The sequence below is a fragment of the Specibacter sp. BI4 genome, from assembly GCF_056680095.1.
On the sequence record NZ_CM155265.1, the window covers coordinates 2,540,819 to 2,561,285 of the forward strand.

Here is a 20,467-nt window from a genome sequence, read left to right on the forward strand (position 1 = left end):
GCCCGCACGGACCCCTCGCTTTAGGCCTCGGCTGCTGCAATCCCCGGCGCCTCGGCGGCAACCGTGGTGGAATCGCCGTGACCGGTGTTGACGACAGTCTCCGGCGGCAGTGTCATAAGCCGCTCGGCAATCGACTTCACGATGGTCGGGAAGTCGCTGTAGGAACGTCCCGTGGCGCCTGGGCCGCCATTGAACAGCGTGTCGCCGCTGAAGACGGTGCCCAGGTCTGCTGCATGGAAGCACGTGGACCCGGGGGAGTGGCCCGGGGTGTGCAGCGCGGTCAACCGGGTGCCGGCGATCTCAAAAACGTCCCCGTCGGCGATGGTGCCATCGGGTGTGGTGCCGGGGTAGATGTCTTCCCAAAGCATCTGGTCCGCCGGGTTCATGAGCACGGGCGCGCCCACCAGTTCGGCAAAGGCGCGGGCGTGGCGGATGTGGTCGTCGTGGCCATGCGTCAGCAGGACAGCCTTGACGCTGCGTTCCCCCACAGCCTCCTTGATGGCAGCGGGATTGTGGGCGGGATCGATCACGTACACCTCGGCGTCGTCACCCACGATCCAGACGTTGTTGTCAACGTCCCAGGTGCCGCCATCGAGCGAGAAAGTCCCTGAGGTGATGAGGTGTTCAATGCGTGCGCTCATGCGAACTCCACCACCGATCGCAGTACTGAGCCTTGGCCCATCTTGGCAAACGCGGCCTCAATGTCGTTGATGGTGATGCGTTCGCTGACAAAGGTGTCAAGGTCCAGCTTGCCCTGCTTGTACAGCTCAACGAGCATGGGGAAGTCGCGGGAGGGCAGGCAGTCGCCATACCAGGACGACTTCAGCGAGCCGCCGCGGCCAAACACGTCAAGCAGCGGCAGTTCAAGGGTCATCTCGGGTGTGGGCACGCCCACCAGGACCACGGTGCCGGCCAAATCGCGGGCGTAGAAGGCCTGCTTGTAGGTTTCGGGACGTCCGACGGCGTCAATCACCACATCCGCACCGAAACCTCCGGTGAGGTTCTGGATCGCGACGACCGCGTCCTCGGCGGAGGCGTCAACCGTGTGGGTGGCGCCAAGTGCCACAGCTGCCTCGAACTTCTTGGGGTCCCGGTCAACGGCGATCACGGTTGTTGCTCCGGCCAGGGCGGCACCTGCGATGGCTGCCGCGCCGACGCCGCCGCAGCCGATGACTGCCACGGTGTCACCGCGCTTGACGCCACCGGTGTTGATGGCCGCACCAATGCCGGCCATGACGCCGCAACCGAGCAGGCCCACAGCGGCAGGGTCCACATCGGCGTCGACCTTGGTGCACTGGCCGGCGGCGACGAGGGTCTTCTCAATGAACGCGCCAATGCCCAAGGCGGGGGAGAGGACTGTGCCGTCTTCAAGCGTCATCTTTGAGGTGGCATTCGCCGTGTTGAAGCAGTATTGGGCTTGGCCCTTGGCACACGCGCGGCAGGTGCCGCACACGGCGCGCCAGTTCAGGATGACCCGGTCGCCGGGCACCACGTTGGTGACGCCGGCGCCCACCGTGTTGACCACGCCTGTGGCTTCATGGCCCAGCAGGAACGGGAAGTCGTCGCTGATGCCGCCCTGCTTGTAATGCAGGTCGGTGTGGCAGACGCCGCTGGTCAGGATATCGACCAGCACTTCTCCGGCGCCGGGATCCGGCACGAGGATGGTCTCCAATGTGACGGGGGCGTCCTTGCGCAACACCACTGCGCCCTTGACCTTGTGAACCATGAAATGCTCCTTAGCTGCCTTGTCCCTCCGGGGAACAACAAATGGGGGTGCTGTCAGGCTACACGGCTTCCAGGGCGGGGGCGGAAGCACCCGGTGGCGTGCGGCGACGCAGCCTCCAGGGCGCGCCCGTGCCGGATGCGGGCGAGTGTTACAGCATCAGGCGGCACGCGGGATCGTGCCGGGGCCCGCGGGCCCCGGCACAAACGAAAAACGCGGCCGGGTTAGACGCTGAGCTTTTCCTTGACGTCGTTCAGCGAGGGGTTGGTTGCCGCCGTGCCGTCCGGGTACAAAATGGTGGGCACCGTCTGGTTGCCGTTGTTGAGGCTTTCAACAAGTTCGGCCGTGCCGGCAACATGCTCGATGTTGATCTCCGTGTAGCCGATTCCTGAGGCGTCCAGCTGCTTCTTCAGGCGCTTGCAATAGCCGCACCAGGTGGTTGAAAACATGGTGATGGTGCCGGCGTCGGGAGTGAAGTCCACGTAAATGCTCCTTGCGGGATAAGTTTTTATGCTGCTACTGGCAACAACGCTACCGGGCACAGGCTATATTCCGGGATTCGTGTGCCACCATGGATTGCATGTGCGGACGATATGTGATGGCAAGGGCCGTGGGAGATCTGGTTGCCGAGCTGGAAGCGGAGGCCGACGCCTCCCTTGAGCTGCGGGCGTCCTGGAACGTCGCGCCCACCACCGACGTGCCCATCGTCCTGGAACGGCTCATCGACGGTGCCGTGCACAGGCAGGTCCACGTGGCCAAGTGGGGGCTGGTGCCCGGGTGGGCGAAGGATCCCGCCATCGGCGTGCGTGCCTTCAACGCGCGCAGCGAGACTGCCGCGGAGAAGCCAACGTTCCGCTCGGCCATGAAGTCAAGGCGCTGCGGTGTCCCGGTGCAGGGCTACTACGAATGGAAGAAGTCGCCCGACGGCAAGAGCAAACAGCCATATTTTGTGCATTCGGCCGACGGCTCGCTCATCACCTTTGCCGGGCTCTACGAATGGTGGAAGGACCCTGCCAAGGAGGACGGTTCCCCGGAGCAGTGGCTGCTCTCCTGCACCATCCTGACCATGGGGTCCCCGCCCGAGGGCGAACTTGCCACCCTGCACGACAGGCTGCCCGTGCCGCTGTCCCCGGCGGGGCTGGCGGAGTGGCTGGACCCGGCGAACAAGGAAACCGGGCCATTGCTGGAGGCTGCGCTGGCAGAAGCCTGGGACCTGGCCGCGGAATGGCAGCTGGATCCAGTCAGCTCCGCCGTTGGCAACGTGCGCAACAATGGCCCCGAATTGATCGAGGCCATGGCACTGTGACTGCCATGGCAGCGTGACTGCGGCAGGCGCCAAACGGTGACGTGGCCGCCGTCGTCCACGGCCCCGGCCTCCCGCGCGGCGGCCACCACGGCGTCCACCTCGTGGTGGGCCTTCCAGCCAAGCCGGGTGAGGTAAATGTCACGGGGACGCGAAACGTCACGGACCCCCAGTGAAACAAGGTTCAGCTGCTGGTCCATGTGCGTCCCCGCGAGTCTGCGTTGAAGCGCAGTGTCCTTAGTCGTCGTTTTCTTCGGGCGTCCAGCGGTGGAAGTCAAGGGAGAGGTAGAGGGCCAGGGCTGCGGAGTTGCTGGCTTCAACCCGCAATGCCACATCCTTTTGGCCATCGTTGAAGAGGGTGTCCAGGGTGGCAAGGACCAGGTCCTCGGCCAGGCCCTTGCGGCGGTGCCCGCGGTCGGTGATCAATTCAATGATGAACGGGGCGTCGGGCGTGTCGTCGCCAATGGCGCGTTCGACAACCAGCACGGCTGCCACGATCCTGCCCTGGTCATCAAGGGCCACATGGGAGGCCTCGGGGAGGAAAAGGCCGTACTTTCCGGCCATGGAGGCCTGGATGTCGGCCAGTGCAACCTCAAGGGAGTCACCGGCCAATCCTGCGTCATACGCCGTGAAGTAAAGCTCGCCGAGGCGGGGAAGGTCAGTTTCCTGCACAGTCCGGGACGCTGTTTTGAGCTCCCGTTCCAATGGAGTGGTTTTGGCGATGAGGGTGACCATGTCAGTCATGGAACGCTCCTTTGAAATCGTTGTGGCGCCAGCAGTGCGGCTAGGCCAACGGCCATAAGGCCATGCTAGACGCCTGTTGCGTTGTCAGCTATACATAACGCTTTCTGCGCAGGGCTAATGCCCGCTCCAGCGTTTCTTCCCAATTGGCGGGTACTTTCCGCGTGAGGTTGAGCGTACACTTAAATCCATTAGAATATATGTACTAATACGAATAATTCACCTAAAACGCAGTTGATGTTGCCGGGTGGGGATGGAGCGCAGGCATGGGCATCTTCAGTGACGCCGTGACCGTGGAGAGCTCACCCGAGGGGGTGCCGCTGCGGCTGTGGTGGCGCGGGGAGTGTTATTCAATCGCGCCCCATCCCCTGTGCTGGTACGAACGGCGGCCATGGTGGGAGCGTGATGTCCGCGTGCGTCCCGGGGAAGGCGTGGGGGTTGTTGACACCCAAATGTGGCGGCTGCAGCTTCGGCTCGACGACGGACGGGGAACCGGCGGCGGGGCGGACGAAGACTTGACGTTTGACGTGGTGCGGTACCGGCCGGCTGAACGGTGGCGGGTCATAAAGATTTATGACGCGGTGGAGGAATCATTCAAGGAGGAGCAAGGCGGTGCGTAACTTTGTCCATTTGCACAGCTTCTCCGCCTATAGCGCCCACTTTGGTGTTTCCTGGCCCGAAGACCTGGCGCGGGTTGCCGCCGTGGACGGGGATGCACTTGCCGTCACCGACAGGGACGGCCTGTACGGGGCTGTCAAGCATGTCAAGGCCTGCATGGCTGCCAAGATCGACCCCATCATCGGCGTTGACCTTGCCGTTTTGGAAGACGGCCCGGACGGCCTTGAGACGGCAGGGAGGGTGGTGGTCCTGGCCCATGGCGGGGCTTTTATGGCGCCGGGGGCAGGCTACGCCGCCCTGTGCCGCTTGATTTCGGCCGCCCATGACCAGCCCAGAAAGCTGGTGGGGCTGACGCTGGGGCAGCTGGCCGCCGGCGTGCTTGACCCGGACACCGGAAAACCCGCACTGACAGTCATGCTGGGGCCCCTTTCCCCTGTCGGCAGGGCGTTGAGCGGGCGCAGGTACCTGCTCCCGCGGACAAAGTTCCTTGCCTGGCGCAATGCCATGCCGGCCGGGTCGATGGTGGTTGAAATTCTCAGCCACCTGAGCACCCCCGGAGCCCCCATGAGCACAGCCCACGCCGTGCGGATGCTGAAGCTGGCACAGGAATTTGATGTCCCCGCAGTCCTGAGCAATGCTGCACGCTACAGCCGCGAGGAGGACGCACCCACCGCCGACGTCCTGGACGCTGCACGGAACATTGCACCCCTTGGCCGGTTCAATGACCTGCAGCCCACGGGGCAGGCCTGGCTTAAAGGCGCCGCCGAGATGGCAGCCGTGGCCAAGGAAATTGTGTACCAGGGCGTCTACGGCAGTGCCGAGCTGGCGCAGCTGTGGGCCAACACCGCCCAGCTGGCCGACAAGTGCAGGCTTGACCCTGCCGCCGACCTGGGCTGGAAAAAACCAACAACGCCTGAATTGGACGTGCTGGGCCTGTCCCAACCGGCGGGCATCGAACTGCGCCAACGCACCGAAGCAGGACTGAACCAGCGCTTTGGGGGACTTCGCGGTGAAAAGCTGCTGCAGGTCCGCAACAGGCTGGAGACGGAACTGGCCACCATTGGCGAACTGGGCTTTGCCTCATACTTTCTCACGGTGGCCGAAGTCGCTGAGATGATCCGCAGCATGGGGGTGCGCCGGGCGGCGCGAGGTTCCGGGGCGTCGTCGTTGGTTAATTATTTGCTGGGCATCAGCGCCGTGGACCCCATGGCCAACGAGCTGCTCTTTGAGCGGTTCCTCTCCAGCGACAGGTCAACGCTGCCAGACATCGACCTGGATGTGGAAAGTGCCGAACGCCACAACGTGTACAGGCGCATCTTTGAACGCTTCGGCCCCAAGCGTGTCACCTTGATGAGCATGCAAAACAGCTACCGGGCCCGCGGCGCCGTCAGGGATGCTGGCCTGGCACTGGGCATGGAAAAGGGGGAGATCGACCAGATAGCCAAGCAGCTGTGGCGGTTTTCGGCCGGGTCCTTCAGGGAAGCGCTGGAGGAAAAACCCGAGCTGCGCGATTTTGCCGCCCAGGTCCAGCAGTCCCGCAATGCGCCTGGGGGAGACGGGCAGGAAGGCGGGCAGCTGGACCTCCTCGTCGACCTCACCGAGCGTCTTGACAGCCTGCCCCGGCATATTTCAATGCACCCGTGCGGGGTGATCCTGGGGGACTCCTCCCTGCTGAACCGCACCCCCGTCCAACCCAGCGGCATGGGGCTGCCCATGAGCCAGTTCGACAAGCACGACATGGACGCCATGGGCATGCTCAAGCTCGACGTCCTGGGCGTGCGCATGCAAAGTGCCATGGCGTATGCGGTGCGGGAAATCATCCGCCTGCACCCGTCAAGGGAAGCCGTGGCAGTTGAAGGCGGCCACTCCCCGGAGGCGGCGTTCATCGACGACGGCGGCGGCATCGACCTGGACGCCGTCCCGCTCGACGACGAACCCACCTTTGAGCTGATCCGCAGCACCCACACGCTGGGCTGCTTCCAGATCGAGTCCCCGGGGCAGCGCGAACTGGTGGGGAAGATGGCCCCGACGGAGTTCAGCGACCTTGTCATTGACATTTCCCTGTTCCGGCCCGGCCCCATGCAGTCGAACATGGTCAAACCGTTTTTGGAGAGCAGGGCAGGCTTTGCCCGGGCACACTATGCCCACCCCGACCTGATCCCGGCGTTGCAGGAAACGCACGGGGTGACTGTTTTTCACGAACAGGTGCTGCGCACCTTCAGCATCATGACCGGGTGCACCCTGTCCAGGGCCGACGAGTTCCGGCGCGGGCTGGGCAAGCCGGACGTGGAGCCCGCGGTGGAAAAGTACTTCAGGGACAATTCTGCCCGTCACGGCTACAGTGCGGCCGTCATTGATGAGGTGTGGGAAACGCTGAAGGCCTTTGGCAGCTTTGGTTTCTGCAAGGCCCACGGGGCCGCTTTTGCCGTCCCCACCTACCAGTCGGCCTGGCTCAAGGCGCACCACCCTGCCGAGTTTTTGACAGGGTTGTGGGAACACGATCCCGGCATGTACCCGCGGCGCCTGCTGGTGGCCGAGGCCAGGCGCCTGGGCATCCCCATCCTGCCGCTGGACATCAACGCCAGCGGCGGGGAATACCGGGCCGAACGGACGGCCGGAAACGTGACAGGCGGAAACGTGGCGGCCGGAGACGTCACGGGCATCCGGCTGAGCCTGGCCGGGGTGTACGGGTTGAGCGGGACGGAATTGAAACGCATCCTGGCCGGCCAGCCGTACAACTCCCTGGCCGATCTGCGGGACAGGGCCAAAATGAGCCGGCCCACCCTCAAGCGCCTGGCCCAGCTGGGAGCCCTGGATTCCCTGCACCGCCAGGCCCGGGCGGTGACGGGCAATACCGCCAACCGCGCCGACCTCATCGCCCACGTCAACAGCCTGCCGGCGCACAAGTCCAACAAGCGCAACGAACCCATTGCCGGCCAGCTGGCACTGCCGATGGGTGATGTGGAACTGGGCGCCCTTGACGCCGTGCACCCGGCGGCCGGCCTGGCCGAGACGGTGGGCACCGAACTTGATTTGCTGTCCATGGATGTCAGCGACCACTTGATGGGGAGCTATGCCCCGCTGTTGGACCGGTTGGGGGTCAGCCGGGCCGAGGAGCTGCTGGGCCTGCGCAACAACACTGAGGTCCTGGTCGCCGGGGTGCGGGTTGCCACCCAAACGCCGCCCATGCGCGGCGGGAAGCGGGTGGTGTTCATCAGCGTTGACGACGGCACCGGCTGCGTTGACGCAACCTTCTTCACCGAGGCGCAGGAAAAGTCCGGGCCGTTGCTTTTTGGCACCCGCATGTTGTTGATCAGGGGGGTGACCCGGCGCACCGGACCGCGCGGAATCACTGTGCAGGCACTGGAGGCCTGGGATCTGCAAAACACCCCGATGCTCCCGGCGCCGACCGTGTTGGTTGGGGCACCGGCAAACCGATACCATCAAAGAGGCTCACAGCAACCCCCGTATGTTGCTTAAACATGGAGCCACACATGACAAACAAGGAGTTACCAGTGCCAGTGGATACACAAATCACCATTAATGTCGACGGCGAGACGACTGCGGTGGCCACAGGCACCACCGGCGCGGAGCTGTTCTTTGAACGCCGCGACGTTGTGGTCATGCGCGTGGACGGGGTTCTCAAGGACCTCGCCGCAGTCGTGGAAGCCGACGCTTCCGTGGAAGCCGTCACCATCGACTCCAAGGACGGCCTGGACGTGCTGCGGCACTCGACTGCCCACGTCATGGCCCAGGCCGTGCAGCAGCTGCGCCCCGATGCCAAGCTTGGCATCGGCCCGTACATCACCGACGGTTTCTACTTTGACTTTGACGTTGCCGAGCCCTTCACTCCCGAGGACCTGAAGAAGCTCGAGAAGATGATGCTCAAGATCGTCAACCAGAACCAAAAGTTTGCCCGCCGCGTCGTCTCCGAGGACGAGGCCCGCGAAGCCATGGCCAACGAGCCCTACAAGCTGGAACTGTTGGGCAAGAAGAACGACGACGCCGCCGACTCCGCAGAGGGCGTGAACGTCGAGGTTGGTGCCGGTGACATCACCATCTACGCCAACATTGACCGCAAGAGCGGTGAGGAAGTGTGGTGCGATTTGTGCCGCGGCCCGCACCTGCAAAACACGAAGCTGATCTCCAACGCCTTCGCGCTGACCCGCACCTCCGCCGCCTACTGGCTGGGCAACCAGAACAACCAGCAGCTGCAGCGCATCTACGGCACGGCCTGGCCCACCAAGGAAGCCCTCAAGGCGTACCAGGAACGCATCGCAGAAGCCGAGCGGCGCGACCACCGCAAGCTCGGCGTCGAACTTGACCTGTTCTCCTTCCCCGACGAGCTGGGCTCCGGCCTGCCCGTGTTCCACCCCAAGGGCGGGATCATCCGCAAGGAGATGGAAGACTACTCGCGCAAGCGCCACGTCGAGGCCGGCTACGATTTTGTCTACACCCCGCACATCACCAAGGCCAACCTGTACGAGGTCTCGGGCCACCTTGACTGGTACAAGGACGGCATGTTCCCTCCCATGCACGTTGATGCGGAGCTGAATGAGGACGGCACGGTGCGCAAGCCCGGCCAGGACTACTACCTCAAGCCCATGAACTGCCCCATGCACAACCTGATCTTCCGCTCCCGCGGGCGCTCCTACCGTGAACTGCCGCTGCGCTTGTTCGAATTCGGCTCGGTGTACAGGTACGAGAAGTCCGGTGTGGTCCACGGCCTGACGCGCGTGCGCGGCATGACACAGGACGACGCCCACATCTACTGCACCAAGGAGCAGATGAAGGATGAGCTCACCGAGACGCTGAACTTTGTGCTGTCCCTGTTGAAGGACTACGGCCTGGAGGACTTCTACCTGGAGCTCTCCACGAAGGATCCGGAAAAGTTTGTCGGCGACGACGACGCCTGGGAAGAAGCGACCAGAACCCTGGAAGAGGTTGCCACGGCGTCCGGGCTGGAGCTGGTTGCCGATCCCGGCGGCGCGGCGTTCTACGGCCCGAAGATCTCCGTGCAGGCCAAGGACGCCCTGGGCCGCACCTGGCAGATGTCCACGATCCAGCTGGACTTCAACCTGCCCGAGCGCTTCGAGCTGGAATTCCAGGCCGCCGACGGCACCCGCCAGCGCCCCGTCATGATCCACCGCGCACTGTTCGGCTCGGTGGAGCGCTTCATGGGTGTCCTCACCGAGCACTACGCAGGCGCCTTCCCGGCCTGGCTTTCACCCGTGCAGGTGGTGGCGATCCCCGTCGCAGAAACCTTCAACGACTACATGTTCGACGTGGTGGCCAAGCTTAAGAAGCAGGGCATCCGCGCCGAGGTCGACATTTCCAGCGACAGGTTCCCGAAGAAGATCAGGACCGCCAGCAAGGACAAGGTCCCGTTTGTGCTCATTGCCGGCGGCGACGACGTCGACGCCAACGCCGTGTCCTTCCGCTTCCGCGACGGCAGCCAGGACAATGCCGTGGCAGTCGATGAAGCAGTGCAGCGGATCGTTGACGCCGTCCGCAACCGGACAGCATAAGCCTTTTCACCAGCGGGATAAGGAAGTAAAGCGTGAGCAAGCAAGGTGCGGTGTCCACCACCGTTGAGGACGACTTTGAACTCCCCGGAGTTCCTGATGCCTTCCAGCGGCTCTGGACGCCGCACCGGCTCGCCTACGTCAAAAAGGGTGAGCAGGTCTCAGGCGTGCACGACTGCCCCTTCTGTGCAGCCCCCGGCCGCACCGACGAGGAATCCCTGATCGTCCACCGCGGCGAGCTGGCCTACGTGGTGCTGAACCTGTTCCCGTACAACCCGGGCCACCTGCTCGTGTGCCCCTACCGCCACATACCTGACTACACCGACCTGACAGTGGCCGAAACCGCAGAATTTGCGGCCCTGGCCCAGCAGGGCATGCGGGTGCTGCGGGCAGTCTCAAACCCTTCGGGGTTCAACCTGGGCATGAACCAGGGCGTCACCGGTGGAGCCGGCATCGCAGCCCACCTGCACCAGCACATCGTGCCGCGATGGGGCGGGGACGGAAATTTCCTGCCCATCATCGCCGGCACGAGGGCCATCACCCAAACACTGGGCGAAGTCCGGGATCTGGTCGCGGGGGCATGGGATGCCACACCGGGCACCGCCTCCGGCGGGTCGGGGGACGGCGATGCTTAACAAGTACGCCCGCGCGCTCTTCGCCGCCATCTTCACCCCGGTCGCGGCACTCCTGGTCCGCCTGAAGGTCTCACCCGACGCCGTCACGATCATCGGCACCTTGGGCGTGGCAGCGGGCGCACTCATCGGCTACCCCTTGGGCGAGCTGTTCTGGGGCACCGTCGTCATCACCGTCTTTGTGTTCTCCGACATCGTCGACGGTCTCATGGCGCGCATGCTCGGCCGCTCAGGCAAATGGGGCGCCTTCCTCGACTCGACCCTTGACAGGGTTGGCGACGGGGCCGTGTTTGCCGGCATCGTCGTCTGGTTCTACACGGGCGGCAACAACCACTTCATCGCCGCGATGGCCCTGGCCTGCCTGGTCCTGGGCTCGATCGTTTCCTATGCCAAGGCCCGGGCCGAAGGCCTGGGCATGACGGCCAACGTCGGCATTGCCGAGCGTTCCGACAGGCTCGTCGTCGTGCTCGTGGCGACCGGGCTGGTAGGCCTGGGCATCCCCGAAGCCGTGCTCGCCGTCGTCCTTGTCCTGCTTGCCGTGGCAAGCCTTGTCACGGTGTTCCAAAGGGTGGCCACGGTCCGACGCCAGGCGATGGCGGCAGCCCAGCCGGCGGGTCGGCACGACGGACAGTAACACTCGTTTCAAGCGGTGCACACTGCCGGAATAGACTGGGCCCACCCGTGCTGCGGATCACGCGCACGGGCCCAGTAATCGTTCCTTCCCAGAGGGGTTTTTGTGTCTACAACCGATGTAACACCGGTGACCGGCAGCAGCCGAGTCAAACGCGGCATGGCCGACATGCTCAAGGGCGGCGTCATCATGGACGTCGTCAACGTTGAACAGGCCAAGATTGCCGAAGATGCCGGCGCAGTCGCCGTCATGGCCTTGGAACGCGTCCCGGCCGACATTCGCGCCCAGGGCGGCGTCTCCCGCGCCAGCGACCCCGACATGATCGACGCCATCATTGCCGCCGTGTCGATCCCCGTCATGGCGAAGGCCCGCATTGGCCACTTCGTCGAGGCCCAGGTCCTGGAATCCCTCGGCGTTGACTATGTTGACGAGTCCGAGGTCCTGACCCCGGCCGACTACGAGCACCACATCGACAAGTGGAACTTCAAGGTTCCATTCGTCTGTGGCGCCACCAACCTCGGTGAGGCCCTGCGCCGCATCAACGAGGGTGCCGCCATGATCCGTTCCAAGGGTGAGGCCGGCACGGGCGACGTGTCCAACGCCACCGGCCACATGCGCAAGATCCGGGCCCAGATCGCCCAGTTGGCGGCCCTGCCCAAGGACGAGCTGTACGTTGCCGCGAAGGAACTGGCTGCACCGTACGAACTGGTCAAGGAAATTGCCGACACCGGCAAGCTCCCCGTGGTGCTGTTCACCGCCGGCGGCATCGCCACACCGGCCGACGCTGCCATGATGATGCAGCTCGGCGCCGACGGCGTGTTTGTCGGCTCCGGCATCTTCAAGTCCGGAAACCCGGCACAGCGGGCGGCAGCCGTCGTCAAGGCCACCACGTTCTTCGACGACCCGGCCGTCATCGCTGAGGTCTCCCGCGGCCTGGGCGAGGCCATGGTCGGCATCAACGTCGCCGACATCCCCGAGCCGCACCGCCTGGCCGAGCGCGGCTGGTAGCACTCCGGCAGCGGGCGGTGCTGCGGGGAGGAAAATCTCCGCAGCGCCGCCTCCATCCCGACGCTCGCTCACTTGTGGACCGTTTTTCCCAAACGCACCTGCAGTTGTGGGGCTTTCTTTACAGACGCTCCTGCACCGGTGCCCGGACTCGCACCTTTCCCCAAGGATTGACAACGTGACACAGCCCTTCACCGGCCTCGTGGCCTACCCCATCACGCCCATGACGGACGACGGCGAACCCGACCTCGTTTCCTTCGCCCACCTTGTGCGCAACACGGCCTTCGCGGGCGTATCGGGAGTTGCCGTCCTGGGCACGTCCGGTGCAGGTGTGACTTTCGATCGTGGTGAGCGGCAGTCCGTGGTGCAAACCGCTGTGGAATCAGCTCTCATGGTTGGCGCGTCGGAGGGTGCGAGAGAGTCTGTCCTGCCGGTGTACGCGGCGGTGAGTGCGCCGTCCACGCGGGAAGTGGTCCGCCTGGCGCAGGATGCCGAACGCGCAGGCGCAGCCGGGCTGTTGCTGGCCCCGTTCTCCTACCTGCCGCTCTCTGATGCGGAAGTTCGCGCGTTGTTCACGACGGTCGCGGAAGCAACATCCCTGCCGATCTGCTTTTACAACAAACCCCTGCAGACCCAATATGATGTCACCCCCGCAACCTTGGCCCACCTGGCAGCCAACGCCCACCTGACGGCTGTCAAGGACACCATGCGGCGCGACGATGTTGCGGGCCGCGTCAGCGATCTCAGGCACGCCGTCGGGCCGGAGTTTTCAATCGGGCTCAGTGCCGACGTCCAGTTGCTGGCGGAACGGCCCGATGTTGACGCCTGGCACAGCGGCCTTGCCGGGCTGTTGCCGGGCGATTACATCGATGTGTGGCGCCTGGCCCGGACAGGTGGGCCGCAGGGTGCAAGCATGGCGCGTCTGCAGACCATCGCGCAAACGCTGGCCGGCATGCCGCACGCCGTTGGTGCCCTGCATGCGCTGTCCAACGTTATCGGCGTTCCGACGGCTGGGCCGCGGGGTCCCTTTGCCGCAGCCACCCAGGAGGAGACCTGGCAGCTGGGCAGCGCAATCCACGGCTAGACCCGACTGCGCGAGCGTTTGGGTAAAACGCCCCGTAGCTGCGAGAGCGTTTGGGTTAAACGCCCCATAGCTGCGCGAGCGTCTGGAGTGGGGGACGGGTCAGGCTTGCTGCGGCGGGTGGAACCACCACGTCTGGCCCTTGCCGATGAGGTCGAAGCCGAACTTCCGGTAGAGCCGCTGGCCGTCGGGTGTGGCGTTCAGAAGCAGATGTTCGGCGCCGGCGTTGAACGCTGCCTCTGAGAGTGTTTTCAGCATTGCCGTGCCGAGGCCTGACCGGCGCTGCTCGGGAGCCACGACCATGTCAAAAATGCCGGCCAGGTGCTTCTTGCCCTGCTCGGGCGGCAGGTAGGCGTAGGAGCGGCCCGCCCATTCCTCCCCGCTGCGGGCCGTTGCCAGCCAGACCTGGTTGTCAACGACTGTTGTGAGGGAGACCCGTCCGTCCGGGACATCGCTGGCAGTCGACACCGTCTCGACATCCAGGGCCCGGGTCATCCACCAGGGCTGCCAGCCGCGATCGAAACTGTACTGCGGCAGGATGCCTTCCCTGACGGCCGCATTCATCCAAATGCCGACGGCGGTGGCCCCGAGCCGTTCAGCCTCGCCCAGGGCAGGTTGCAGCCCTGCCGCGGTGATCTCGGTCGGGAACATGCACAGCATCTCCCTGGTTTCGGGCAGCCACACCCAGTTCATCTTGTGCGTGGAAAAGGACCGGCCACCAGTTGCCTCGGCCAGTGCCTTGAACCATGCGTGCTGTGTGCCTTGGCAATCTGATAACGTCACCACGGGCTTAGACCAACCCCCGACGGGCAAGCAGGGGAGCCGTGTCGGCGTCGCGGCCGGCAAAGTCATGGAAGGCCTGCAGCGGATCGACCGAGAAGCCGCGGCTGAGCAGGGTGTTGCGGAAGTGCTCGCCGTTCGCGCGGGTGAGCCCGCCGTTGGCCTTGAACCAGGCGACGGTGTCGGCGTCAAGCACTTCACTCCAAATGTACGAGTAGTAGCCGGCAGCATAGCCGCCGGCAAAGATGTGGTTGAAATAGCCTGTCCGGTAGCGCGGCGGCACAGCAGGCAGCTCGACTCCGGCAGCAGCCAGGGCCGCCGCCTCAAATGCCAGCGGGTCCGCCACCGCCGGGCCAGGGGGCAGCTCGTGCCAGGCCAGGTCCAACAGCGCGGCGCCCAGATACTCGGTGGTCGCGAAACCCTGACCCCAGAGTGACGCGGCCGCCAGCCTTTCCGCGGTGCCGTCAGGCAACGGCTCCCCGCTGCGGTAGTGCCTGGCATAGTTCGCCAGCACCTCGGGCCACAGGATCCACATCTCATTCACCTGTGACGGGTACTCGACAAAGTCCCGTGGCACATTGGTGCCCGAAAACGTTGGATGCCCGACGTCGGAGAACAGTCCGTGCAGGGCATGGCCAAACTCGTGGAAGCAGGTCACCACCTCGTCGAAGGTCAGCAACGTCGGTTCCCCGGCCGGCGGTTTGGGGATGTTGAGATTGTTAACCACGACGGCGCAGGTCCCCTCGAGTGCCGACTGCTCGACAAAGGAGTTCATCCAGGCCCCGCCGCGTTTGGTGTCCCGGGTGTAGTAATCGCCGAGGAACAGGCCCAGCGGGGACCCGTCGGCATTGGACACTTCCCAGATCCGCACGTCGGGGTGGTAGCCGGACAAATCGCTGCGTTCGGCAAAGGTAACGCCGTACAGTTGCGTGGCGGCGTAAAACACGCCGTTCAACAGGACAGACTCCAACTCAAACCAGGGGCGCAGCGCGGCCAGGTCAACACCGTATTCGTCCCGCCGGACCTGCTCGGAGTAAAACGCCCAGTCCCACGCCTCAATGTCGTGCCCGGCCGTGGCGGCCAGTTTCTGCGCCTCGGCCTTTGCGTTGCGGACGGCCGTGGCGGTGATGGGGGAGAGCATGTCATGCACCGCCGCCAGCGACGGGGCCGTCTGCGGCTCGATGGCGCGTTCAGCCTCCGAGGCAAAACCCAACAGTGCTGCCTTCTCGGCACGCAGGGCCGCCATGGTGGCGGCCAGCCCCAGCACCTCGGACTCGGTGCCAGACCCTAAGCCGGCTCCGGCGCCGGCCGATCCGCCGCCGCGCCCAACCGAGGCCAGGTGCAGCCTGCGCCGGGTCTCCCTGTTGGTGAGCACCTCCAGGGCCGGCTGGGCCGTGGGCAGGACCAGTGTGAGCAGGTAGCCGTCCGCGTGGCCCGCCGCACGGGCCGCCGCCGCTGCAGTGGCGAGGTCGTCAGCGCTGAGACCGTCCAGCTCGCGGGTGTCCACAATGTGCAGCGCCGCCTCGTTGCCGGCCTGCATCACGAGCTGCGAAAATTGGGTGCCGAGGGTGGACAGCTGCCCGTTCAGTTCACGCAGCCGCCCCTGGTCCGCCGCGTCCAGGTCGACTCCCGCCCGGGTGAACGACTTGCGGTACTCCGCGAGCAGCCGTGCCGACTCCGCGTCCAGGCCGTCGGCGGGCACCGCCAGGAAACGCTGGTACAAGGCAGCATTGAGCAGCACCGTGTCCCCGTGTGCTGCCAGCTGTGGACCGACAGCAGTCTCGATCTCCTGGATGGCAGGGGTGCCGTCGGCGCCCGCAACGTTGAAAAAAACATTGGCCACCCGGGTCAGCACGGCACCGCTGCGCTCCATTGCCAGCACGGTGTTGGCAAACGACGCCGGAGCCGGATCTGCCGTGATGGCCGCGATCTCCGCCAGCTGCTGGGCAAACCCCTCGGCGAAGGCAGGCAGATAGTCCGCCAACCCAATGGCTGCAAAGTCGGGCAGCAGGTGGGGGAGTTCGCTGGGTGCCAGAAACGGGTTGCTTAACTTGTCGTCGGTCATGCCTTGACTCTTTCATGTTTTAACTGCAGGACGACGGCGAAACGAAAGTTTCGCCGTCGTCCTTGGTTTGCGCGGCTTGGCTGGCGCAGCAGCCGGGCGGGCTACTTTTGGGTGAAAACCAGCGACATCGGGGTGGTCTCCGTGGTCTGCCCCTGGGGGTTGTCACGGAAGATGTTCTCAAGAACCGACGGGGGCAGTGCCGTGTCGTGGCCCAGTGCCACAACTCCCAGGTCGTTGGCGTCCATGATGGCCGTGCCGGCGAACGTTGCCGCGAACTCGGCCGGAACAGTCTTGCGGACCAGCGCGCTCAGGCGGGCCGCCACGCCGTCGGGGTCGATCGGGGCGTACTTCACCGAGTGGGTTGAGGTGCCCACCTGGTAGCCGGCGGCGCCGTCGATCGCGTTGATGTTGTGCCCGACAACCTCGTAGAACACACCCGACTTGCCCTGGAGCTTGCCGATGACGGAGCGGGCGGAGGCGTACATGATGCGCGGCAGCCCCACCTCGTCGATGGCCAGCTGCATTGACCACGGGCTCGCCAGGCCAATGCCGCCGGGGTTGCGGGTGACGAACTTGGAGAAGAAGCGTGCCGCGTTGCTGACCTTGATGTCCCAGACGGGGATGGAGCGGCCCTGCGTCATGGCAACAATCTTCTCCGAGACAAACAAGTACCAGGGCGTGTCGGCGGTTGCCGCGCCGTGGTCGCCGCCGGCCGTGGGCAGCCCGTCGAAGTAGCGCTTCACGTACGTCATCGCCGTGGGGTCAAAGTCGGTTTCCTTGTAGAAAACCTCGGTGCGCAGCGGGTAGCGGCGGAACGTGCCGGCACTGTCCGGCACCGTGATGTCGAGCTGCTTGTCGGCGTTGGGGACGTAGTCGCTCTTGCCCTCGATGCCTGCCTTGATTTCGGGTTCGTCAAAGAATTCGCGCAGCCACAGCTCGGTGTTGATCAAGCGCCAAAACACCATGGTGGATCCGGAGCTCTTGCCGCTGAGGAGTTCCTCAAAGGCGTAGATGACGGCGTCCTGGTTCCAGTACGGGCGGGCGCCGAAGGAGCTGGACAGGAAGATCTCGTAGATCTTTTCCTTCATGTGCCCAAACCACTCGGCTTCGGGGGTGGTGAAGCCGATCTTGTTGCGGCGGTTGCTGATCATTTCAGGCAGCAAATCCCGGGTGGCGTCGCGCAGGATGCGCTTGTTCCAGCCGCCCTTGATGATTGACTCGTCGTCAAGGCTGAACAGGAACTTCACCACTTCCTTGTCCAGGAACGGCACGCGGCCCTCCAGGGAGAAGCGCATGGTGTTCTTGTCTTCGTAACGCAGCACGGCCGGCAGTGACTTGTGGAACAAGTCGTCGATGAGGCGCAGTTTGAGGTTGTCAGGAATGTTGGCGAACTTCTCGGCCTTGTATTTGGCCGTGAACTTCTTGTCCAGCAACGCGGAAATGCCGACTTCCTTCTTGAACGTCAGCTTGCCCTGGATCCGGAAACGGGCCAGCCGGAACAAGATGTCCGAGCTGGCGACCAGCTCCTTGGCCAGCTTGGCGTTCTCACCGTTCTTCTTCAGCTGGCGCAGGTAGGCAAAGTAGTACGGGATGTAGCCGGCCATCATCTCGTCGGCGCCCTGCCCGTCGAGCAGCACCGAGACGTGCTTGGAGGCCTCGCGCATCACCTGGTACTGGGCGTAGGGGCCCGAGGAGATGACGGGCTCCTCCATGGTGCGCACAAAGTCTTCCAGGTCTTCCACGAATTCGCCGGGCTGCGGCAGGATCTTGTGGCTGGTGACATTGCCTTCGCAGCGCTCGAGCACGGCGTCGGCGTAGGCTTCCTCATCGTTGATGGAGTTGGGGAAGACGGCCGAAAAAGTTTGCTGCTTCGCGCCAAGGGAGTCCGTGGCGGCAGCATTTTCCTGCATCAGCTTGTTGATGGTCGCGACGACGGCGGAGGAGTCAAGTCCGCCTGACAGGGCGGTGCCCACAGGTACTTCCGACTGCAGGCGCAGACGCACGCCCTCGGTGAAACGCTCCCGGTATTCGTCAATGACGGCCTGGGAGTACGGGGTCTCAACCTTGGCCAGCTCGGCGAGCTCTTCCTTGAAACGTGTGTAGGAACTGATGGTGATGGTCCCGGCCGGTCCGGCCTCGGAATCAACCGTGTTCAGCACAAGCTTTTCGCCCGGCATCAGCTTCTGCACGCCGGCAAAGAACGTGGCCGGCTCGTCGTCGTGGATCCTGAACTGCAGGTAGCGGTAGAGGATGCGCTCGTCAACGCTGCGCTCAAGCTTGTTGGTGGCCAACAGGGGCTTGATTTCAGAGCCAAAGAGCAGTGTGGGGGCGGCGTCGGTGCCGGCCGTGGCGTAATACAGCGGCTTGATGCCGAAGTGGTCGCGGGCCAGTACCAGGCGGTTGTTCTTCCTGTCATGGATGGCAAAGCCAAACATGCCGTTGAACTTGTCAAAGGCCGCGTCGCCCCACTCCTCGTAGGACTGGAGCACCACTTCGGTGTCCGACGCGGTGGTGAAGGTCCGTCCCAAGGCCTCCAGCTCGGCCCGCAGGTCAAGGTAGTTGTACACCTCGCCGTTGTAGACCAAGACCGTCTGGCCGTCGGCGCTGTACATCGGCTCCTGGCCGTGGGCCACGTCAATGATGGAGAGGCGGCGGTGTGCCAGCCCTACGTTGCCGTGCGCGTACACGCCCTCACCATCGGGGCCCCGGTGCACCATGCACGCATTCATCTGCTGCAATAGGGATTCATCTTCCCCATAACCGTAGTATCCGGCGATTCCGCACATACTGCATTACCTCATCTTTAGTACGTCAGTCCTGCCGACAATGGTACTTGCTTGCGGGCCCGCCGCCTCCCACCCGGCACGGCGCGTAAAGGAAGTTTTCTGTGTGAGTTTGCGCCCACCTATGATGTAATCGTGACTTTTAACTCCACATCCGCCACCGCATCCGGGCCCACCATTGGTATTTTGGCATTGCAGGGGGACGTCAGGGAACACGCCCGGGCCCTGGCTGAGTGCGGAGCCACCGCGGTGCCGGTGCGGCGCCCAGGCGAGCTGGCCGCCGTCGACGGTCTTGTCATCCCGGGCGGGGAGTCAACCACCATCGACAAGCTCAGCCGGATCTTTGGCATGCGCGAGCCGCTGATGGAGCGCATTGCCGCCGGGATGCCTGTTTACGGCAGCTGTGCGGGCATGATCCTGCTGGCTGACGACATTGCCGACCCCGCCCGGGACCAGGCCGGGAACCCGCAGCAGACATTGGGCGGGCTTGACATCACGGTGCGGCGCAACGCGTTTGGCCGGCAGGTCGATTCCTTTGAAACGGAGCTGCAATTCAGCGGCCTGGCCCGGCAGGGTGAAGCTGAAACGCCCCTGCATGCGGTCTTCATCCGGGCGCCGTGGGTTGAGCGTGTCGGCCCCGGCGTGCAGGTGCTTGCCACTGTCGACCTGCCGCGGCCCGTGCAAAACGATAGGATTGATTTAAAAGTTCGTGCAGTCGCCGTTCGTTCGCGGCATTTGCTGGCCACCTCCTTCCATCCGGAAGTGACAGGGGAGCGCCGCATCCACGAATTGTTTATTCGCATGATTAAAGGAGACGCGTAACCATGTCAGGCCACTCCAAATGGGCAACAACCAAGCACAAGAAGGCGATTCTTGACAGCCGCCGCGCAAAGTCGTTCGCCAAGCTGATCAAGACCATTGAAGTAGCTGCCCGCGGCGGCGGCGCTGACCTCCAAGGAAACCCCGCCCTGGAACTTGCCGTCACAAAGGCAAAAAAGACCTCTGTTCCTGCGGATAACATCGACCGCGCCATCAAGCGCGGTGCGGGCCTGCTCGGCGACGCCGTTGACTACCAGACCATCATGTATGAAGGCTACGGTCCGCAGGGATCAGCCATCTTGATCGAGTGCCTCACCGACAACAAGAACCGTGCCGCCTCAGAGGTCCGCCTCGCCGTGGGCCGCAACGGCGGCAACATGGGCGATCCCGGATCCGTTGCCTACATGTTCACGCGCAAGGGCATCGTCGGCCTGCCCAAGAACGAGCTCACCGAGGACGAACTGCTCATGGCGGTGCTGGACGCAGGCGCCGAAGAGGTCAAGGACCACGGTGAAAGCTTTGAGGTCATTTCCGACCCCCAGGACCTGCCGGCCATCCGCGCGGCGCTGACCGAGGCCGGCATTGAGTATGAGTCCGACGAGGCGGGCTTCGTCCCGTCCATGCAGGTTGAACTTGATGTGGACAACGCCCGCAAGTTCATGAAGCTCTACGACGCCCTTGAAGACCTTGACGACGTCCAGAACATCTACTCCAACGCGGACATGAGCGCCGAGGTCCTCGCCGCGCTTGAAGAGGACTAG

At 64.3% G+C, this 20,467-nt stretch carries 17 protein-coding genes; 10 read left to right on the plus strand and 7 right to left on the minus strand.

The window, feature by feature from the left end; translation table 11 throughout:
- Positions 1–20: 20 nt before the first annotated feature.
- The 3 genes from AC1L6K_RS11705 to AC1L6K_RS11715 form a co-directional block, all read right to left on the minus strand.
- Positions 21–641, minus strand: a complete 621-nt coding sequence (locus AC1L6K_RS11705; protein WP_480949047.1) for an MBL fold metallo-hydrolase — start codon at positions 639–641, stop codon at positions 21–23.
- A complete protein-coding gene (locus tag AC1L6K_RS11710; RefSeq protein ID WP_480949048.1) occupies positions 638–1,726 on the minus strand; it encodes an S-(hydroxymethyl)mycothiol dehydrogenase in 1,089 nt (362 codons plus the stop codon). Before AC1L6K_RS11710 ends, AC1L6K_RS11705 begins: the two co-directional genes overlap by 4 nt.
- 221 nt (positions 1,727–1,947) lie before the next feature.
- Entirely contained in the window at positions 1,948–2,205 is a 258-nt protein-coding gene (locus AC1L6K_RS11715; protein ID WP_480949049.1) for a mycoredoxin, read from the minus strand.
- A 98-nt stretch (positions 2,206–2,303) separates the two neighbouring features.
- Between AC1L6K_RS11715 and AC1L6K_RS11720 the strand changes: the two genes are divergently transcribed.
- Positions 2,304–3,029 carry an SOS response-associated peptidase gene (locus AC1L6K_RS11720; RefSeq protein WP_480949050.1) on the plus strand — a complete coding sequence of 242 codons (726 nt, stop codon included), beginning with the start codon at positions 2,304–2,306 and terminating at the stop codon, positions 3,027–3,029.
- A 234-nt stretch (positions 3,030–3,263) separates the two neighbouring features.
- Here the strand turns inward: AC1L6K_RS11720 and AC1L6K_RS11725 are convergent, their stop codons facing one another.
- Positions 3,264–3,770 carry a GNAT family N-acetyltransferase gene (locus AC1L6K_RS11725; RefSeq protein WP_480949051.1) on the minus strand — a complete coding sequence of 169 codons (507 nt, stop codon included), beginning with the start codon at positions 3,768–3,770 and terminating at the stop codon, positions 3,264–3,266.
- Positions 3,771–4,033: 263 nt separating this feature from the next.
- Between AC1L6K_RS11725 and AC1L6K_RS11730 the strand changes: the two genes are divergently transcribed.
- The 7 genes from AC1L6K_RS11730 to AC1L6K_RS11760 all read left to right on the plus strand — a co-directional run bounded on the left by AC1L6K_RS11730 (position 4,034) and on the right by AC1L6K_RS11760 (position 13,262).
- Entirely contained in the window at positions 4,034–4,387 is a 354-nt protein-coding gene (locus tag AC1L6K_RS11730; RefSeq protein ID WP_480949052.1) for a hypothetical protein, read from the plus strand.
- Positions 4,380–7,865, plus strand: a complete 3,486-nt coding sequence (locus tag AC1L6K_RS11735; RefSeq protein WP_480949053.1) for a DNA polymerase III subunit alpha — start codon at positions 4,380–4,382, stop codon at positions 7,863–7,865. The genes AC1L6K_RS11730 and AC1L6K_RS11735 overlap by 8 nt, the downstream gene beginning before the upstream one ends.
- A 14-nt stretch (positions 7,866–7,879) precedes the next feature.
- On the plus strand, positions 7,880–9,913 hold the full coding sequence (gene thrS / locus AC1L6K_RS11740; RefSeq protein WP_480949054.1) for a threonine--tRNA ligase: 2,034 nt from the start codon (positions 7,880–7,882) through the stop codon (positions 9,911–9,913).
- Between the two features lie 32 nt (positions 9,914–9,945).
- Entirely contained in the window at positions 9,946–10,545 is a 600-nt protein-coding gene (locus AC1L6K_RS11745; RefSeq protein ID WP_480949055.1) for an HIT family protein, read from the plus strand.
- Positions 10,538–11,176, plus strand: coding sequence for a phosphatidylinositol phosphate synthase (pgsA, locus tag AC1L6K_RS11750; protein ID WP_480949056.1), 639 nt, complete (start codon positions 10,538–10,540; stop codon positions 11,174–11,176). The genes AC1L6K_RS11745 and pgsA overlap by 8 nt, the downstream gene beginning before the upstream one ends.
- 102 nt (positions 11,177–11,278) lie before the next feature.
- Complete coding sequence (gene pdxS, locus AC1L6K_RS11755; RefSeq protein ID WP_480949057.1) at positions 11,279–12,181, plus strand: pyridoxal 5'-phosphate synthase lyase subunit PdxS; 903 nt, start codon at positions 11,279–11,281, stop codon at positions 12,179–12,181.
- Between the two features lie 175 nt (positions 12,182–12,356).
- The gene (locus AC1L6K_RS11760; protein ID WP_480949058.1) at positions 12,357–13,262 is read left to right on the plus strand and encodes a dihydrodipicolinate synthase family protein; all 906 of its coding nucleotides are present in this window, start codon (positions 12,357–12,359) and stop codon (positions 13,260–13,262) included.
- 99 nt (positions 13,263–13,361) lie between these two features.
- On the opposite strand, the gene AC1L6K_RS11765 is transcribed toward AC1L6K_RS11760, so the two are convergent.
- The 3 genes from AC1L6K_RS11765 to asnB all read right to left on the minus strand — a co-directional run bounded on the left by AC1L6K_RS11765 (position 13,362) and on the right by asnB (position 18,890).
- Positions 13,362–14,042 (minus strand): GNAT family N-acetyltransferase, encoded by a 681-nt coding sequence (locus AC1L6K_RS11765; protein WP_480949059.1) that lies wholly within the window; start codon positions 14,040–14,042, stop codon positions 13,362–13,364.
- A 7-nt stretch (positions 14,043–14,049) separates the two neighbouring features.
- The gene (locus AC1L6K_RS11770; protein ID WP_480949060.1) at positions 14,050–16,104 is read right to left on the minus strand and encodes a M3 family metallopeptidase; all 2,055 of its coding nucleotides are present in this window, start codon (positions 16,102–16,104) and stop codon (positions 14,050–14,052) included.
- 101 nt (positions 16,105–16,205) lie between these two features.
- The gene (gene asnB / locus AC1L6K_RS11775) at positions 16,206–18,890 is read right to left on the minus strand and encodes an asparagine synthase (glutamine-hydrolyzing) (RefSeq protein ID WP_480949061.1); all 2,685 of its coding nucleotides are present in this window, start codon (positions 18,888–18,890) and stop codon (positions 16,206–16,208) included.
- Positions 18,891–19,022: 132 nt separating this feature from the next.
- On the opposite strand from asnB, the gene pdxT reads away from it, so the two are divergent.
- Both pdxT and AC1L6K_RS11785 read left to right on the plus strand, forming a co-directional pair.
- Complete coding sequence (pdxT, locus tag AC1L6K_RS11780; RefSeq protein WP_480949062.1) at positions 19,023–19,709, plus strand: pyridoxal 5'-phosphate synthase glutaminase subunit PdxT; 687 nt, start codon at positions 19,023–19,025, stop codon at positions 19,707–19,709.
- A 2-nt stretch (positions 19,710–19,711) separates the two neighbouring features.
- Positions 19,712–20,467: a YebC/PmpR family DNA-binding transcriptional regulator gene (locus AC1L6K_RS11785; RefSeq protein WP_480949063.1), complete on the plus strand. Its 756-nt coding sequence runs from the start codon at positions 19,712–19,714 to the stop codon at positions 20,465–20,467.

Bases quoted from the DNA above. Each gene is read 5' to 3' on its own strand.
- AC1L6K_RS11705 (WP_480949047.1), bottom strand. From the start codon at position 641: ATGAGCGCACGCATTGAACACCTCATCACCTCAGGGACTTTCTCGCTC.
- AC1L6K_RS11710 (WP_480949048.1), bottom strand. From the start codon at position 1,726: ATGGTTCACAAGGTCAAGGGCGCAGTGGTGTTGCGCAAGGACGCCCCC.
- AC1L6K_RS11720 (WP_480949050.1), top strand. From the start codon at position 2,304: ATGTGCGGACGATATGTGATGGCAAGGGCCGTGGGAGATCTGGTTGCC.
- AC1L6K_RS11725 (WP_480949051.1), bottom strand. From the start codon at position 3,770: ATGACTGACATGGTCACCCTCATCGCCAAAACCACTCCATTGGAACGG.
- AC1L6K_RS11730 (WP_480949052.1), top strand. From the start codon at position 4,034: ATGGGCATCTTCAGTGACGCCGTGACCGTGGAGAGCTCACCCGAGGGG.
- thrS (WP_480949054.1), top strand. From the start codon at position 7,880: ATGACAAACAAGGAGTTACCAGTGCCAGTGGATACACAAATCACCATT.
- pgsA (WP_480949056.1), top strand. From the start codon at position 10,538: ATGCTTAACAAGTACGCCCGCGCGCTCTTCGCCGCCATCTTCACCCCG.
- AC1L6K_RS11770 (WP_480949060.1), bottom strand. From the start codon at position 16,104: ATGACCGACGACAAGTTAAGCAACCCGTTTCTGGCACCCAGCGAACTC.
- asnB (WP_480949061.1), bottom strand. From the start codon at position 18,890: ATGTGCGGAATCGCCGGATACTACGGTTATGGGGAAGATGAATCCCTA.
- AC1L6K_RS11785 (WP_480949063.1), top strand. From the start codon at position 19,712: ATGTCAGGCCACTCCAAATGGGCAACAACCAAGCACAAGAAGGCGATT.